The 13,858-nt window shown below is 69.9% G+C and carries 15 protein-coding genes and 1 riboswitch; of the genes, 3 read left to right on the forward strand and 12 right to left on the reverse strand.

Going from position 1 to position 13,858, the window contains the following annotated elements; all coding sequences use genetic code 11:
* Positions 1 to 4 precede the first annotated feature (4 nt).
* From QNM97_RS11725 to QNM97_RS11745, 5 genes are read right to left on the reverse strand one after another with little or no spacing between them, the layout of a single operon-like run.
* Positions 5 to 880 (reverse strand): SAM-dependent methyltransferase, encoded by an 876-nt coding sequence (locus tag QNM97_RS11725; protein ID WP_283822869.1) that lies wholly within the window; start codon positions 878 to 880, stop codon positions 5 to 7.
* A 14-nt stretch (positions 881 to 894) separates the two neighbouring features.
* Positions 895 to 1,380, reverse strand: a complete 486-nt coding sequence (locus QNM97_RS11730; RefSeq protein ID WP_283822870.1) for a PH domain-containing protein — start codon at positions 1,378 to 1,380, stop codon at positions 895 to 897.
* Positions 1,377 to 1,892 (reverse strand): 6,7-dimethyl-8-ribityllumazine synthase, encoded by a 516-nt coding sequence (gene ribH, locus QNM97_RS11735; RefSeq protein WP_006370284.1) that lies wholly within the window; start codon positions 1,890 to 1,892, stop codon positions 1,377 to 1,379. The genes QNM97_RS11730 and ribH overlap by 4 nt, the downstream gene beginning before the upstream one ends.
* A 47-nt stretch (positions 1,893 to 1,939) precedes the next feature.
* Positions 1,940 to 3,289 (reverse strand): bifunctional 3,4-dihydroxy-2-butanone-4-phosphate synthase/GTP cyclohydrolase II, encoded by a 1,350-nt coding sequence (locus tag QNM97_RS11740; RefSeq protein WP_283822871.1) that lies wholly within the window; start codon positions 3,287 to 3,289, stop codon positions 1,940 to 1,942.
* Complete coding sequence (locus tag QNM97_RS11745; protein WP_283822872.1) at positions 3,289 to 3,996, reverse strand: riboflavin synthase; 708 nt, start codon at positions 3,994 to 3,996, stop codon at positions 3,289 to 3,291. The genes QNM97_RS11740 and QNM97_RS11745 overlap by 1 nt, the downstream gene beginning before the upstream one ends.
* A gap of 51 nt (positions 3,997 to 4,047) precedes the next feature.
* Positions 4,048 to 4,202, reverse strand: a riboswitch (FMN riboswitch).
* Positions 4,203 to 4,364: 162 nt separating this feature from the next.
* On the opposite strand from QNM97_RS11745, the gene QNM97_RS11750 reads away from it, so the two are divergent.
* Positions 4,365 to 4,640, forward strand: coding sequence for a lipopolysaccharide assembly protein LapA domain-containing protein (locus QNM97_RS11750; RefSeq protein ID WP_283822873.1), 276 nt, complete (start codon positions 4,365 to 4,367; stop codon positions 4,638 to 4,640).
* Here the strand turns inward: QNM97_RS11750 and ribD are convergent.
* Both ribD and rpe read right to left on the reverse strand, forming a co-directional pair.
* A complete protein-coding gene (gene ribD / locus QNM97_RS11755; RefSeq protein WP_283822874.1) occupies positions 4,629 to 5,660 on the reverse strand; it encodes a bifunctional diaminohydroxyphosphoribosylaminopyrimidine deaminase/5-amino-6-(5-phosphoribosylamino)uracil reductase RibD in 1,032 nt (343 codons plus the stop codon). The two genes, QNM97_RS11750 and ribD, sit on opposite strands and share 12 nt — an antisense overlap.
* A gap of 5 nt (positions 5,661 to 5,665) precedes the next feature.
* On the reverse strand, positions 5,666 to 6,364 hold the full coding sequence (gene rpe / locus QNM97_RS11760) for a ribulose-phosphate 3-epimerase (protein ID WP_208791117.1): 699 nt from the start codon (positions 6,362 to 6,364) through the stop codon (positions 5,666 to 5,668).
* An 83-nt stretch (positions 6,365 to 6,447) separates the two neighbouring features.
* On the opposite strand from rpe, the gene QNM97_RS11765 reads away from it, so the two are divergent.
* On the forward strand, positions 6,448 to 6,915 hold the full coding sequence (locus QNM97_RS11765; protein ID WP_283822875.1) for a nuclear transport factor 2 family protein: 468 nt from the start codon (positions 6,448 to 6,450) through the stop codon (positions 6,913 to 6,915).
* A gap of 30 nt (positions 6,916 to 6,945) precedes the next feature.
* On the opposite strand, the gene map is transcribed toward QNM97_RS11765, so the two are convergent.
* Positions 6,946 to 7,710 carry a type I methionyl aminopeptidase gene (gene map, locus QNM97_RS11770; protein ID WP_283822876.1) on the reverse strand — a complete coding sequence of 255 codons (765 nt, stop codon included), beginning with the start codon at positions 7,708 to 7,710 and terminating at the stop codon, positions 6,946 to 6,948.
* Between the two features lie 102 nt (positions 7,711 to 7,812).
* On the opposite strand from map, the gene QNM97_RS11775 reads away from it, so the two are divergent.
* The gene (locus QNM97_RS11775) at positions 7,813 to 8,079 is read left to right on the forward strand and encodes a helix-turn-helix transcriptional regulator (RefSeq protein WP_208791115.1); all 267 of its coding nucleotides are present in this window, start codon (positions 7,813 to 7,815) and stop codon (positions 8,077 to 8,079) included.
* A gap of 31 nt (positions 8,080 to 8,110) precedes the next feature.
* Here the strand turns inward: QNM97_RS11775 and QNM97_RS11780 are convergent, their stop codons facing one another.
* Genes QNM97_RS11780 through metK form a run of 4 tightly spaced genes read right to left on the reverse strand, consistent with a single transcriptional unit; the run spans position 8,111 to position 13,809 of the window.
* The gene (locus QNM97_RS11780; protein WP_283822877.1) at positions 8,111 to 9,571 is read right to left on the reverse strand and encodes an RsmB/NOP family class I SAM-dependent RNA methyltransferase; all 1,461 of its coding nucleotides are present in this window, start codon (positions 9,569 to 9,571) and stop codon (positions 8,111 to 8,113) included.
* Complete coding sequence (gene fmt, locus QNM97_RS11785) at positions 9,568 to 10,503, reverse strand: methionyl-tRNA formyltransferase (protein WP_283822878.1); 936 nt, start codon at positions 10,501 to 10,503, stop codon at positions 9,568 to 9,570. The genes QNM97_RS11780 and fmt overlap by 4 nt, the downstream gene beginning before the upstream one ends.
* A gap of 55 nt (positions 10,504 to 10,558) precedes the next feature.
* Positions 10,559 to 12,589 (reverse strand): primosomal protein N', encoded by a 2,031-nt coding sequence (locus tag QNM97_RS11790; RefSeq protein ID WP_502875032.1) that lies wholly within the window; start codon positions 12,587 to 12,589, stop codon positions 10,559 to 10,561.
* Between the two features lie 8 nt (positions 12,590 to 12,597).
* Complete coding sequence (gene metK, locus QNM97_RS11795; protein ID WP_208791113.1) at positions 12,598 to 13,809, reverse strand: methionine adenosyltransferase; 1,212 nt, start codon at positions 13,807 to 13,809, stop codon at positions 12,598 to 12,600.
* Positions 13,810 to 13,858 lie beyond the last annotated feature (49 nt).

The following is a 13,858-nucleotide window of genomic DNA, read 5'->3' on the forward strand; positions in this document are numbered from 1 at the left end:
CAGGCTAGTCGGCGCGGCCGACGGATCGGGATGCGTACCGGCCGGCGAGCAGACTCGCCGACGGTCGTGGCGAACCGTCGTCGACGGTCCCCGGGCCCGCGAGCTCGGCATCGATGGCTCGCCCCGCCGCGGCGAGTACCGAGACGGTGTCGGTGAGCTCACACGTCCATCCGGTGTCGGCGAAGCGCCCGGCGATGCCCGGATCCTCGTGCCAGAGCGCGGCCACCTGCGCGAAGGGGCCATCGGTACTCGTGCGACGGGTGGAGCGGACCGTGACGCCGACCCGTGATCCGGGTGCCGACGCCGCCCCGATGGTGTCGATCACCCGCCGCGCGATCTCCGGTTCCAGATAGACCAGGAGTCCTTCAGCGAGCCAGCATGTCGGCTCGTCGGTGCGCAGACCGGCCTCGATCAGGGTGGGCAACCAGTCGGTGATCAGATCCGCCTGTACGACCCGGCGTCCGGTGGTGGCGAGCAACCCGTGCTCGGCGACGAGAGCTTCCTTGACCTCGACCACCGGCGGGCGGTCCAGCTCGTAGACCACCGCCGCGGGCCCCAGGTCCAGGCGGAAGGCCCGCGCGTCGAGTCCGGACCCCAGGATGACGAACTGCTCGATCCCGTCGCGCGCGGCCGATCCGAACAGGTCGTCGAGGAACAGGGTGCGGGCGACGATCCAGTGGTACATGCCGCGACGTTCGCGACCCGCGGCGTCGGTGACCGGCGGCATCGGAAGCAGGGTGCCGTCGGGATCGGTGACAGCGGATTCGAACAATGCAACGGCCAACGGGTCGGTGAACAGCGCATCACGACGCAGCGACTCGTAGGCGCGGACATAGGCCACCCCGAGTGCGGTCTGCCCCACGGCGTCGAGATCGATCATCGCGCGTCCCCCACTCAGCCGCGACGGTAGCGCTGCTCGATCTCCCGGTAGCGTTCCATCGCCTCGATCGCGCGGGCACCGTCACCGGCCTGGATCGCCAGCACCGGGACGTGCTCGTCGGCGGGAAGCTCGAGCTGACCGCCAAAACCCTTGTCCGGGTAGTTCAGTCCACGTACCTGATCCCAGCCGAAGAGCCGCTCGGTGGCCAGATTGCGCACCGACACCCCCCGAGCGCCGACCCGAAGGCGGGGCCGGGCGAGCAACATGATGGCGCACGCCTCGACGAGGCCGATACAGATGAGCGCGGCCTGATCGGACCACCCGATGTTGTCCGGACCGGTGTTGGAGATGGTCAGCAGCAGACCGAAGGTGACGTGGATGACCACCACCACCGCCGCGGCGACGATACCGATCAGCCGCAGGCGCCGCGACCGGTACTCCATGTCCCACTCGGACGTCGACGCATCGGACACCGCGGACTCCGGTCGCGCCTCGCTCACGACGCCGCGGCCGTCGTCACCGACCCGGGATAGGCCTCGCCGCGACTCAGCGCGCGCAGGGTCAGGGCCGAGGCCAGCGCCGCCGTCGTGGCCTGAGCGCCCTTGTCCTCCTTGGACTCCGGCAATCCGGCCCGATCCAGGGCCTGCTCCTCGGTGAACGTGGTGAGCACCCCGTTGCCCACCGGGGTCGACTCGTCCAGCGACACCCGGGTCAGGCCCGCGGTGACCGCGTCACAGACGTAGTCGAAGTGCGGGGTCTCCCCCTTGATGACCACGCCGAGCGCGACCACCGCATCGTGGGTACGCGCCAACGCCTGCACGATCACCGGCAGTTCGATGGCGCCGGCCACCTGAACGATGGTCGGATCGTCGACCCCGTGCTCGGCCGCGGCCCGCACCGCACCGTCGAGCAGTGCCCGACAGATCGTCGCGTGCCACTGCGACGAGACGATCGCCAGGCGCAGTTTGCCCGCATCCCCCAACTCGAGGGTGGGTTCACCGTGTCCGCTCATAGAGGTCCTCCGCTCTCACAGATCCGCAGCTCGTGCCGGTGAGCTGCTCATGCCGGTCCGCCATCTCCAGCCGCCGAATCCAGTGTGCCGTGCGGATCCCAGTTGTCCGGACCGTCCCAGTTCTCCAGACCGTCGAGGTCGTGACCCATCCGGTCACGCTTGGTCCGCAGATACCGCAGATTCTCCTTGTTCGCCCGCACCGGCATCGGCACGCGCTCCACGATATGCAACCCGTACCCGTCGAGTCCCACCCGCTTGGCCGGATTGTTGGTGAGCAGGCGCATCGAGGTGACCCCGAGGTCGACGAGGATCTGGGCGCCCAGACCGTAGTCGCGGGAATCGGCGGGCAGACCGAGCTGCAGATTCGCATCAACGGTGTCCGACCCCGCGTCCTGCAACTGGTAGGCCTGCAACTTGTGCAGCAGACCGATGCCGCGCCCCTCGTGACCGCGCATGTAGAGCACCACACCGCGTCCCTCGGCGGCGACCATCTCCATCGCGGCATCGAGCTGCGGACCGCAATCGCAGCGCAACGAACCGAAGACGTCGCCGGTGAGGCATTCGGAATGCACCCGCACCAGCACATCACTGCCGCTGCCGTCGGCTCCGGCGAGATCACCCATCACCAGTGCCACGTGCTCGACGTCGTCGTGGATGCTGGTGTATCCGACGGCGCGGAAATCCCCGTGCCGGGTGGGGATGCGGGCATCGGCGACGCGGACCACATGCTTCTCGTGACGGCGTCGCCACGCGATCAGGTCGGCGATCGAGATCAACGCGAGATCGTGCTCGTCGGCGAAGATGCGCAGCTCGTCGGTCTGGGCCATCGACCCGACGTCCTTCTGCGACACCACCTCACAGATCACGCCCGCCGGCGCGAGACCGGCCAGCCGGGCGAGATCCACGGCCGCCTCGGTGTGCCCGGGCCGGCGCAGCACGCCACCCTCCTTGGCGCGCAACGGAACCACATGGCCCGGACGGGTGAAATCCCCCGCGGTGCTCGCCGGGTCGGCGAGCAACCGCATCGTCGTCGCCCGATCCGAGGCGCTGATCCCGGTGCCGATGCCCTCCCGCGCGTCGACGGTGACCGTGTAGGCGGTGCCGTGCTTGTCCTGGTTCATCGAATACATCGGCGGGAGTCCCAGCCGATCACAGTCGTCACCGGCCAGCGGCACACACAGGTATCCCGAGGTGTAGCGCACCATGAACGCCACGAGCTCGGGGGTGGCCTTTTCCGCGGCGAAGATCAGATCGCCCTCGTTCTCGCGATCCTCGTCGTCGACCACCACGACGGCCCGGCCGGCCGCGATGTCGGCGATCGCCCGCTCGACGGTATCCAGATGCACTGCCGCACTTGCCGATTCATTCACGGTCTCGTCGCTGACGGTCTCGCTCATCACTTCACCTCTGCTGTGCCGGACGTCGCGCCGGACGTTTTCGGGGTTCGGGTCGTCTCGGCGCGGGTCGCCTGGAGTCGTTCGACGTATTTGGCGAGGACGTCGACCTCGAGATTGACCACCGCGCCGACCGACGCCGACCCCAGGTTGGTCTCCTGCAAAGTGGTGGGGATCAACGAGATCTCGAACCAGTCGCCGTCGCTCGCTTCGCTCCCGGCGCCGATGTCACCCGGCCCGCTCGCTTCGCTCCCGGCGCCGATCGCCGAGACGGTCAGCGATACACCGTCAACGGTGATCGAGCCCTTCTCCACGAGATAGCGACTCAGACGCGGATCGACGCCGATGCGTACGACCGTCCAATTCTGGGAGGGAGTGATCGCCACGACGGTGCCGGTGCCGTCCACGTGCCCTTGTACGATGTGACCGCCGAACCGGCCGTCGGCGCGCATGGCGCGTTCGAGGTTGACCGAGCTGCCCGGTCCGAGTCGATCAAGCGAACTGCGGCGGAGGGTTTCGGCCATCACATCCACCGTGAACTGCTGGTCGTCGAATTCGACGACCGTCAGACACACGCCGTTGACCGCGATCGAATCGCCGAAGCCGGCGTCGGAGGTGACCCGTGGGCCACGAATGGTGAGTCGGGCCGCGTCGGCGAGATCATCTCGCCCGACGATGGTGCCCAGCTCCTCGACGATGCCTGTGAACACCTTCTACCTCCTGTCGAGCTCGCTCGGAGCAGACAGGACGGTGTAGGGCCGTCTTGTTCTCTCGCATCCGGACTATGACCGTCGGCTCCGGATTCACACCGGAATCTGCTGTCCCCGTCCGAGTGGACGGGCGCTCGCGGGCTCGGTGTCGCCTGTGCCACACCATCACCGCCGGTGGGGAGTTTCACCCCGCCCCGAGAACGTACGTATCGACGCTAGCACGAGGTCGCGGACCCAACCAGTACGGCGGTCCACTTACGCGGGGAGGCGAGTCCCATTGCCGCCCGGCGGCGAGCGCCGCTGCGCTAGGATTCGCCACACCCGAGTCCGATTCTCGGACCCGGTAGAAGGCGAAAGGCGACGCCAGCATGGCCGACAAGTCGACGCGGACGTCCGCCGGACCCGCAGCCCGAACACCCGGCGACATGGTCCTCGGACTCCTGAAACGCTTTTGGCTCCCGCTGATCCTGGTGATCGTCGCGATCATCTTCATCGCCCAGAACACCCAGCACGTGCAGGTGCGCTTCCTGATGTTCTCCATCAGCTCGTGGCAGTGGCTGATCCTCACCATCGTCGCGCTCGGCGGCCTGCTCGCGGGCTGGATCCTGGGCCGCAACGGCGCCCGCAAGCGCTCACGGCAGTAACCGGTCGGACACACTCCGGATCAGGACGTCGTCACCGAGTTGTTCGACGCCGGCCAGATGTAGTTCGGTCGCGTCGGCGAGCGTGATCGTCGCGGTCCGTTCGACCGCGGACGGCCCAGCACCCAGGATCTTCGGCGCCACATAGCTGTCGACCTCGTCGACCAGGTCCGCGTCGAGGAACGCACCGATGATCCCCGGACCGCCCTCCACCAGCACCCATGTCGCCTCGTGCAGCGCCGCGAGTACCTCGACCGGATCGTGGGTGCGGACATGCCGGAAACCGCCCACCGTGCTGTCACGAATCCGGGCATCGTCGGGAATCTCGCGCTCTCCCATGGCAACCCGGGTGGGTTGGTGTGCGTGTAGCGTGCCGTCGGGCAGCCGCGCGGTCAGTGCGGGGTCGTCGGCGACGACGGTCCCGGTGCCGACGATGATCGCGTCGAGTTCGGCACGCTGCCGATGTGCCCGGGCACGCGCCTGCGGCCCGGTGATCCACTGGCTCGTGCCGTCCGGTGCGGCGATGCGACCGTCGAGGGTGGACGCGACCTTCGCGGTGACCAGCGGACGTCCGAAGCGTTGGCGAAACAGCCAGCCGCGCAACGGCCCCGACCGCGCGTCGAGGGCACCGACACCGGCGATCACCTCGATTCCCGCCGCGCGCAGCCGCTCCGCGCCACCCGCCGCGGTCGGATTCGGATCGCCGACGGCGTAGACCACCCGGGCCACACCCGCCTCGATCAGCGCCTGTGCGCACGGACCGGTGCGTCCGGTGTGATTGCACGGCTCGAGGGTGACCACCGCGGTCGCGCCTTGCGCCGCATCCCCGGCGCGGCGCAGCGCCTCGATCTCGGCGTGCGCACCTCCCGGCGGCTGGGTGTGACCGCGCGCGATCTCGGTACCGTCCGGCGTCAGCAACACGGCGCCGACCGCCGGATTCGGCGAGACCCCACCGAGTGCCGCCCGCGATTCGGCGACGGCCTCACGCATCGCGGCGATCAGGACCGCCTCGTCGGGGATCATGGACGTCAGTGTGCGTGAGCCCGTGCGGCCGTTGCCTTCTCACGCAACGCCGCGACGGCGGCACCGGCGTCGGCGGGACCGTAGACCGCGGACCCGGCGACGAAGCAATCGACGCCGGCCTCGGCGGCCTCCGCGATCGTCCCGTCGTGGATGCCCCCGTCGATCTCCACGAGCAGCCGCAACTCACCGGCGTCGACGATCGTGCGGATCTCGCGCACCTTGTCGAGTACCTCGGGCATGAACTTCTGGCCGCCGAAACCCGGTTCGACGCTCATCACGAGCAGGGTGTCGAAGTCACGCAGGATCTCCAGGTACGGCTCGAGCGGGGTGCCCGGCTTGAGGGCGAGGCCGGCTTTTCCGCCCGCGGCCCGGATGTCCTTGGCGACGGCGATCGGGTCGTCGGTCGCCTCGGCGTGGAAGGTGACGTTGTAGGCACCGGCCTCGGCGTACGGCGGGGCCCAGCGACCGGGATCGTCGATCATCAGATGACAGTCGAGCGGGATGTCGGTGGCCTTGAGCAGGCTCTCCACGACCGGCAGCCCGAGGGTGAGATTGGGGACGAAGTGGGCGTCCATCACGTCCACGTGCAACCAGTCGGCGCGCGAGGGTCCCGGTCCGGAGACCGCGTCGGCCTCGGCGGCGAGGTTGGCGAAGTCGGCCGAGAGGATCGACGGGGCGATCATCGGGGCAATCGGGGAACTCATGGCAGACAACTTACGCGGCCGACCGGCACCGACGAAGTCGGGTTTGGCGCCGGTCGATCACCGCCGGTGCGACACTCGATACCATGGACGGTGAGGTCTCGAGCAACGGCATCGGCGGGTTCCCGGGCGTAGACATCGGTGGAGCCGCCGAGGCCCTGTGGCGGCGCGAACCGATCTTCCACCGCTGGGAGCGCGGCTTCTCCCGCGCCGAATTCGACCGGATGACCGATGTGGACTTCTCGGAGGTCGGCGCCTCGGGCAGCCGCTACGACCGCGAGTACGTGTGGTCGGTACTCCTCCGGCGTCATGCCACCGCCTCCTCCACCACAGCCTCCGCCGACGCCGAAGAGACCTGGCGCGTCGAGGATTTCGCGGTGCGCAGCATCGCCCCCGACACCCATCTGGTCACCTACACGCTGCACCAGGACGATCGGGTGTCGCGCCGGGCGACCATCTGGCGCCACGAGGGTGGGCACGACGACAGTGAGCGCGACGACGGTGGGCACTGGGTGGCGCTGTATCACCAGGGCACCCTGGTGCCGGACCGGTGACTCCCCCGATCGGTCACGACCCCGGATCGGTCACACCACGGTGAGGATGCGTGGTCCGTCGTCGGTGATCGCCACGGTGTGTTCGGTGTGGGCTCCGACGCGTCCGTCGGCCAGACGCAGGGTCCATCCGTCGGGGTCGACGACGAGTTCGTCGGTACCCAGACCCCACCACGGTTCGAGGGCGAGCACCATCCCCGCCTTGAGTCGCATGCCGCGGCCGGCGCGCCCGGTGTTGGCGATGTGCGGATCCTCGTGCATGGTTCGTCCCAGGCCATGTCCGCCGAAGTCGGTGTTCACGCGGTAGCCGTCGGCGTGCGCGACCGCGCCGATGGCAGCGGAGATGTCACCGAGACGGCCCTTCGGCACCGCTTTTTCGATTCCCGCGGCCAGCGCACGGCGCGTCGAATCGATGAGCGCGCTCACCTCGTCGTCGGCGGTGCCGACCTGGGTGGTCACCGCCGCATCGGCGACCCATCCGTCGATCGACACCGCGAGGTCCATGGTTAACACGTCCCCGTCGGTGAGGACGTGGTCGTGTGGAAGACCATGGAGCACAGCGTCGTTCACCGACAGACAGATCACGTTGCGGAAGGGGCCACGACCGAACGAGGGCGCGTAGTCCCAGTAGCACGACCGGGCACCCCGCGCGTCGAGCATCGTACGGGCGTGCGCCTCGAGGTCGAGCAGGTTCACGCCGGGCCGGGCCCGCCCGCCGAGCTCGTGCAGGACTTCGGCGACGAAGCGGCCGGTGACCGCGATCTTGTCGATCTCGGCCGGGGACTTCAGTTCGATCATTGCACTCCACTTCAGGTCACACCAGGGGGAACCGCACCGGTATTGTTATACCAATCGAGGCTATCATGGTTCGGTACAGTAATACCGGCTAGGATGGCTGCCATGGTGCGCGTTCCATTGACCCCCGAACAAGTCGCGGCCGGCCGCCGGCTCGGCGCTCTGCTCCGCGGCGCCCGCGCCGGACGCGACCCGGAAACGATTGCGCGAGATGCGGGTATCTCCCCGGAAACACTGCGCAAGATCGAGGTGGGCCGGATCGCCACTCCCAGCTTCGGCACCGTGGTGGCCATCTGCGACGCGCTCGGGCTGCCGGTCACCGACGCCGTCGAGGTGTGGCGGTCGGCGACGGCCGAGGACGTCGCCGTCTGATCTGTCTCGCCTGCTCCTCGGTCCGCGCGTCTCAGTCGCGTGTCAGCGCGGCGAGGAACATCGCGTCGGTGCCGTGGATGTGTGGCCACAGTTGCACGTGCGGACCGTCGCCGAGCTCGATGGCGCCGACGAGCGGCCGCGCATCGAGTTGGCGTGCGGCCGTGACCGATTCGAGCACCCCCGACACCAGGTCGGTGGTCTCCGCCGGATGCGGGGAACACGTGGAGTACAGCACCACCCCGCCGGGACGAACCAGCCGCAGCGCCTCGGTCAGCAATTCTCGTTGCAGCGCAACGAGTTCGGGAACGTCGGTCGGCTGCCTGCGCCACCGCGCCTCGGGTCGGCGGCGCAACGATCCCAGGCCGGTACACGGGGCGTCGAGCAGAATCCGGTCGAAGCCGGGCGCGAGTCCGGTGTGGGCGGTGACATCGCGCGCATCGGCCACGTGGACGTCGACCGGGAGATCGCGCACCACACCACGGATGAGGTCGGCGCGATGCTCGCTGACCTCGATGGCGTCGAGGTGCGCGTTGTCGATGTCGGCGAGCGCGCCGATCAGGGCGGCCTTGCCGCCGGGCCCGGCACACATGTCGAGCCACCGACCGCCGTCGGTGCCGATGTCGGCCACGGTCACCGCCCGCGCCACCAACTGGCTGCCCTCGTCCTGTACGCCGGCGTAGCCCTGCCGGATCGCCTCCACGTCACCGGGATCGCCGCCGGGCAGGTAGACGCAATACGGCGAGTATCTGCCGATCTCTCCCCCGCTGGTCAGCGCGAGTTCCTCGGCCGTGATGAAACCGGGCCGCGCGACGAGGTGCACCGGCGGTCGCTCGTCGTCGGCGGCGAGCGCGGCCTGCAATTGTCCGAACGACCCGCCGAGGGCGTCGTAGAACACCTCCGCGATCCACCGGGGATGCGCATACCGGAAGGCCAGGTGACCGATCAGGTCGTCGGCCATGGACGGGGCGAGCTGGTCGACCCACAGCTCCTCGTCGCGCTGGGAGACCTTGCGCAGCACCGCGTTCACGAATCCGGCGGGGCCGATGCCGGCTTCGGAACGGACCAGGTCCACCGAGGTATCGACGGCCGCGTGGGCACCGACCCGGGTGCGCAGCAGCTGGTAGGTGCCCAGCCGGAGCACGTCGAGCAGCTTGCCGTCGATCTCGTCGACCGGGCGGTTCGCGGCGGCGGCGATGACCGCGTCGAGGATGCCCTGCGCGCGTGCGGAACCGTAGGTCAGTTCGGTGGCCAGTGCGGCGTCGCGACCGCTGATGTGGCGCTCCCGCAACATCTTCGGCAGCACCAGGTTGGCGTAGGCGTCGCGCTCACGGACCGCACGCAACACGTCGCGGGCGGTCTCGCGGACCGGATCGACTGCCTTGTCCCGCACCTTCGGGTCGTTGCGGGAGCCGCGTCCCGGACCGGAACGATGGTTGCCCCGGTCGGTCCCGCGGCGGCTGGATCCGTTGCGGTCTCCGCGTGGTCTGCTCATCCGAGCACGCTCCCCTCGTCGAGGCGGGCGCCCCGCGCCCAGTCGGTTGCGGGCATCGGTTTCTTGCCGGGTGCCTGCACCGGGCCCAGACGGACCGGGGTGGTGCCCGTCCCGACGAACACGGCCTTCTTCGTCACGTATACCTCACCCGGCGCCAAGTTCCCGGGTGCAGCCGAATCCGCGATCGTGACCGGCCCGAGTTTGAGCCGGAGGTCACCGTGGGTGGTCCAGGCGCCCGGCGCCGGGGTGTGCGCGCGGATACGGCGATCGACGATGTGCGCGGGCAGTTCCCACCGCACCCGGGCGTCGTCGACCTCGACCTTCGGGGCATGGCTGACGCCGTCGGCCGGCTGCGGAACCGGGGTCAGCGCACCCGCCTCGATGCCCGACAACGTGTCGACGAGCAGACCCGCGCCGGCGTCGGCGAGACGGTCGAGGAGTTCACCGCTGGTGTCGGTGTCGCGGATGGCCTCGGTCAGCACCCCGTAGACCGGGCCGGTGTCGAGGCCCTTCTCGAGCCGGAACGTGCTGGCTCCGGTGGTGGCATCACCGGCGGCGATCGCCGCCTGGACCGGCGCCGCTCCCCGCCATGCGGGCAGCACCGAGAAATGCAGGTTGATCCAGCCGTGGGTGGGCAGCTCGAGCAGGGACGGCGGCACGAGCCCGCCGTAGGCCACGACCGCCCCGGCGTCGGGCGCCCAGCCCTGCAGCGTCTCGGCGACCTCGGGTTCACCGAGACGTCGTGGGGTGATGACCGGGATGCCGTGGGTGTCGGCGAGTTCGGCGACCGGCGCCCGGTGCACCTTGCGGCCGCGTCCCGAGACCGCATCCGGACGGGAGATGACTCCGACGACGTCGTGCTCGGAACCCTCGATGAGCCGTCGCAGCGACGGCACCGCGACCTCCGGTGTTCCTGCGAACACGATTCTCACGCCGGTTTCCTCCACTCGCTCGACCATCTCGACCCACGCACGACGTGCGCGGCGTTCATCCGATCGTAGGCGGATCGATCTGGACCCGGATCGGTCCGGTCTCGCGTTGCGCGTTGCGCCGGATGTGCGCGGCGCGCAGGGCCTCGGCCAGCCGGCGACCTTCGCGGCGGTCGGTGCGGATCAGCACCCGTTCGATCTCGTCGGGAGCGCCGTGCCCGCCCGGCCGGTCCCAGTCGGCGCTGCCCGCGGGCGGACGGACACCGTCGGGCAGCGGGACCGGGCCCAGGGTGTCGGCGCCGTCGGGCAACTCGATCTGGTCGACGAAACCGGTGACCAGCTCGGCCGGACCGTCGATCGAGGCCATCGTGACCGCGGGCGGGAAGCCGAGCTCGACGCGACGCCCGAGTTCGGTCTCGGCGAAACCGACCGGGTCCCAACGGATCAGGGCTTGTACCGGATGCAGCGTCGAGTCGGCGACGATGACCATCGTCCCGCCCTGTCGCCGTGCCCGGACCAGCGCGCCGACGGCCATCCACCGGCGCACGGCATCTTCTTCGGCGCGCAGATCGGCGCGGTCGAGCTGAGCCCAGGTGTCGAGGATGACCGCTGCCCCGTAACCGCCCGGCGCCACCGGCTCGGCCCCCGGTGTGGCCACCACCACGCGCGGGCCCGGCTCCACCTCGTCGACGACGCCGGTCCCCCCGCTGGTGACGACCGGCACGCCGGCGAAGGCCCGGCCGAGTTCTTCCGCGGTCCGTCGGGCGCCGACGGTGAGGGCGCGCACACGGGTGCCGCCGCACTCCGGGCATCGGAAGTTGGTCTCGGGACGCCCACACCACCGGCAGGACAACGATCCGTGGGCGTCCATCTGCAACGGTCCGTGGCATGCCCGGCAGCGGGCGTGTTCGCGGCAGCGGGCGCAGGCCAGCGACGGGATGTAGCCGCGCCGCGGGACACTGAACAGCACCGGCGCGTCGGCGGCCAGCGCGCGCCGCGCGGCATCGAAGGCGACCGCCGGGATACGTGCGGTGTGCGCCAACGGATCCCGCGCGACGCGGACGTCCTCGTCGTTGATGGCCTCGATCGCCGCGCCGCGTTCGCGGATGACGGCGCGGTCGGCGACGAGATCGTGCGCCCAGCCCGACGCGACGAGCGCCTGTGCCTCGGCGGTGCGCGCGTAGCCGCCAATCACCAGCCCGGCCTGCTCGTGATGGGCGCGCAGCACCGCGACCTCCCGGGGATGCGGATATGGTGCGCGCGGTTCGTTGAGGCTGTCGTCACCGTCGTCCCAGACCACGATCAGCCCGAGATCGTGCACCGGCGCGAAGATCGCGCTGCGCGTACCGAGGACGACGTCGGCTCCTCCGCGCCGTACCGCCAGCCACCGCCGGTAGCGGGCGGTCGGCCCCAGACCGGCGGCGAGGGTGACGCAGCGATCGCCCAACAGCGGCTCGCAGGCCGCCGAGAGGCGATCGAGGTCGCGTTGGTCGGGAACGACGATGACCACGCCACGACCGGCGGCGGCGGTCAGCGCGGCGAGATCGGCGAGCCGATGCGGCCAGCTCTCTCCCGGGGTGGCCTGCCATACCGCGCGCGGATTCGACGACGCCAACGACTCCAGGAACGCCGCGCCGGTGCGATAGGCCTGCCAGGCGCTGCGGTCGGGCACGACCACCTCCGTACTCGGCGTCGGGGTCGGTTGCGCCTCGGTGCGGGCGTGGCGTGGGGGCACGGCCAGGCGCAGGACATCGGACATCGTGCCCGCGTACCGGTCGGCGACGGCGCGACACACGTGGGCGATCTCGGCGGAGAGCACCGGCTCCGCGGACACGATCCGTTCGATCCAGCCCAGGCGGCCCTCATGATCGGATTCGTCGATCCGCTCCAACAGGAACCCGTCGACGAGCCGCCCGGCGAAGCGGACCCGCACCCGCACACCCGGTACCGCGTCGCCGTCCTGCTCGGTGTCGATCAGATAGTCGAAGGGCCGGTCGAGGTGGGCGAGCCCCAGCATCGGCAGGACACGGGCGATGGGTGCGGTGTGTGCACGCTCACGGGCCCCGGCGCGCTCACCACCGGCCGCCAATGCGGGGACTACAGTCCGGCGGCCGCGCGGAGCTTCTCGGCGCGGTCGGTGCGCTCCCACGGGAGGTCGACGTCGGTGCGTCCGAAGTGGCCGTAGGCGGCGGTCGGACCGTAGATCGGGCGCAGCAGATCCAGGTCGCGGATGATCGCCAGCGGACGCAGGTCGAACGTCTCGGAGATCGCTCGCCGGATGACCACCGGGTCGGTCTTCTCGGTGCCGAAGGTCTCGACGAACAAGCCCACCGGTGCGGCGCGGCCGATGGCGTAGGCGACCTGCACCTCGACGCGGTCGGCCAGGCCCGCGGCGATCGCGTTCTTGGCGACCCAACGCATCGCGTAGGCGGCGCTGCGGTCGACCTTCGACGGATCCTTGCCGGAGAAGGCGCCACCACCGTGACGTGCCATACCGCCGTAGGTGTCGACGATGATCTTGCGGCCGGTCAGCCCGGCGTCGCCCATCGGCCCACCGAGGACGAACTTGCCGGTCGGGTTCACCAGCAGCCGGTAACCGTCGGTGGTCAGACCCGGCAGATCGAGTTCGGCCAGAACCGGGTCGACGACCTGGCTCTGGATGTCGGGGGTGAGCATGTTGTCCAGGTCGATGTCGGCGGCGTGCTGGGTGGAGAGCACGACCGTGTCGAGACGGACCGGCGTGTCACCGTCGTATTCGATGGTGACCTGGGTCTTGCCGTCCGGACGCAGATACGGCAGCGCACCGGACTTGCGGACCTCGGTCAGGCGGCGCGACAGGCGATGAGCCAGGGCGATGGGCACCGGCATGTACTCGGGGGTCTCGTTGGTGGCGTAACCGAACATCAAGCCCTGGTCGCCCGCGCCCTGGGCGTCGATCTCGTCCTCGGAGATGCCGCTGCGGTTCTCGTGGGAGTTGAACACGCCGCCGGCGATGTCCGGCGACTGCGCGCCGATGGCCACGTTCACACCGCACGACGCGCCGTCGAAGCCCTTGGTCGACGAGTCGTAGCCGATGTCGAGGATCTTGCCGCGGACGATGCCCGGGATGTCGACGTAGGCGCTGGTCGTCACCTCACCGGCGACGTGTACCTGCCCGGTGGTGACCAGGGTCTCCACCGCGACGCGGGCCTTGGGGTCCTGATCGAGGATGGCGTCGAGGATCGAGTCGCTGATCGCGTCACAGATCTTGTCCGGGTGTCCCTCGGTGACGGACTCGCTGGTGAAAAGGCGGGACGCAGAGCTGGACATCGGATCCTCTCGAGGTCGTGACGGCGACGTACGGACGTCGCCGGTGATC

It is taken from the genome of Gordonia sp. L191 (genome assembly GCF_030077625.1).
Lineage (GTDB): Bacteria > Actinomycetota > Actinomycetes > Mycobacteriales > Mycobacteriaceae > Gordonia > Gordonia polyisoprenivorans_A.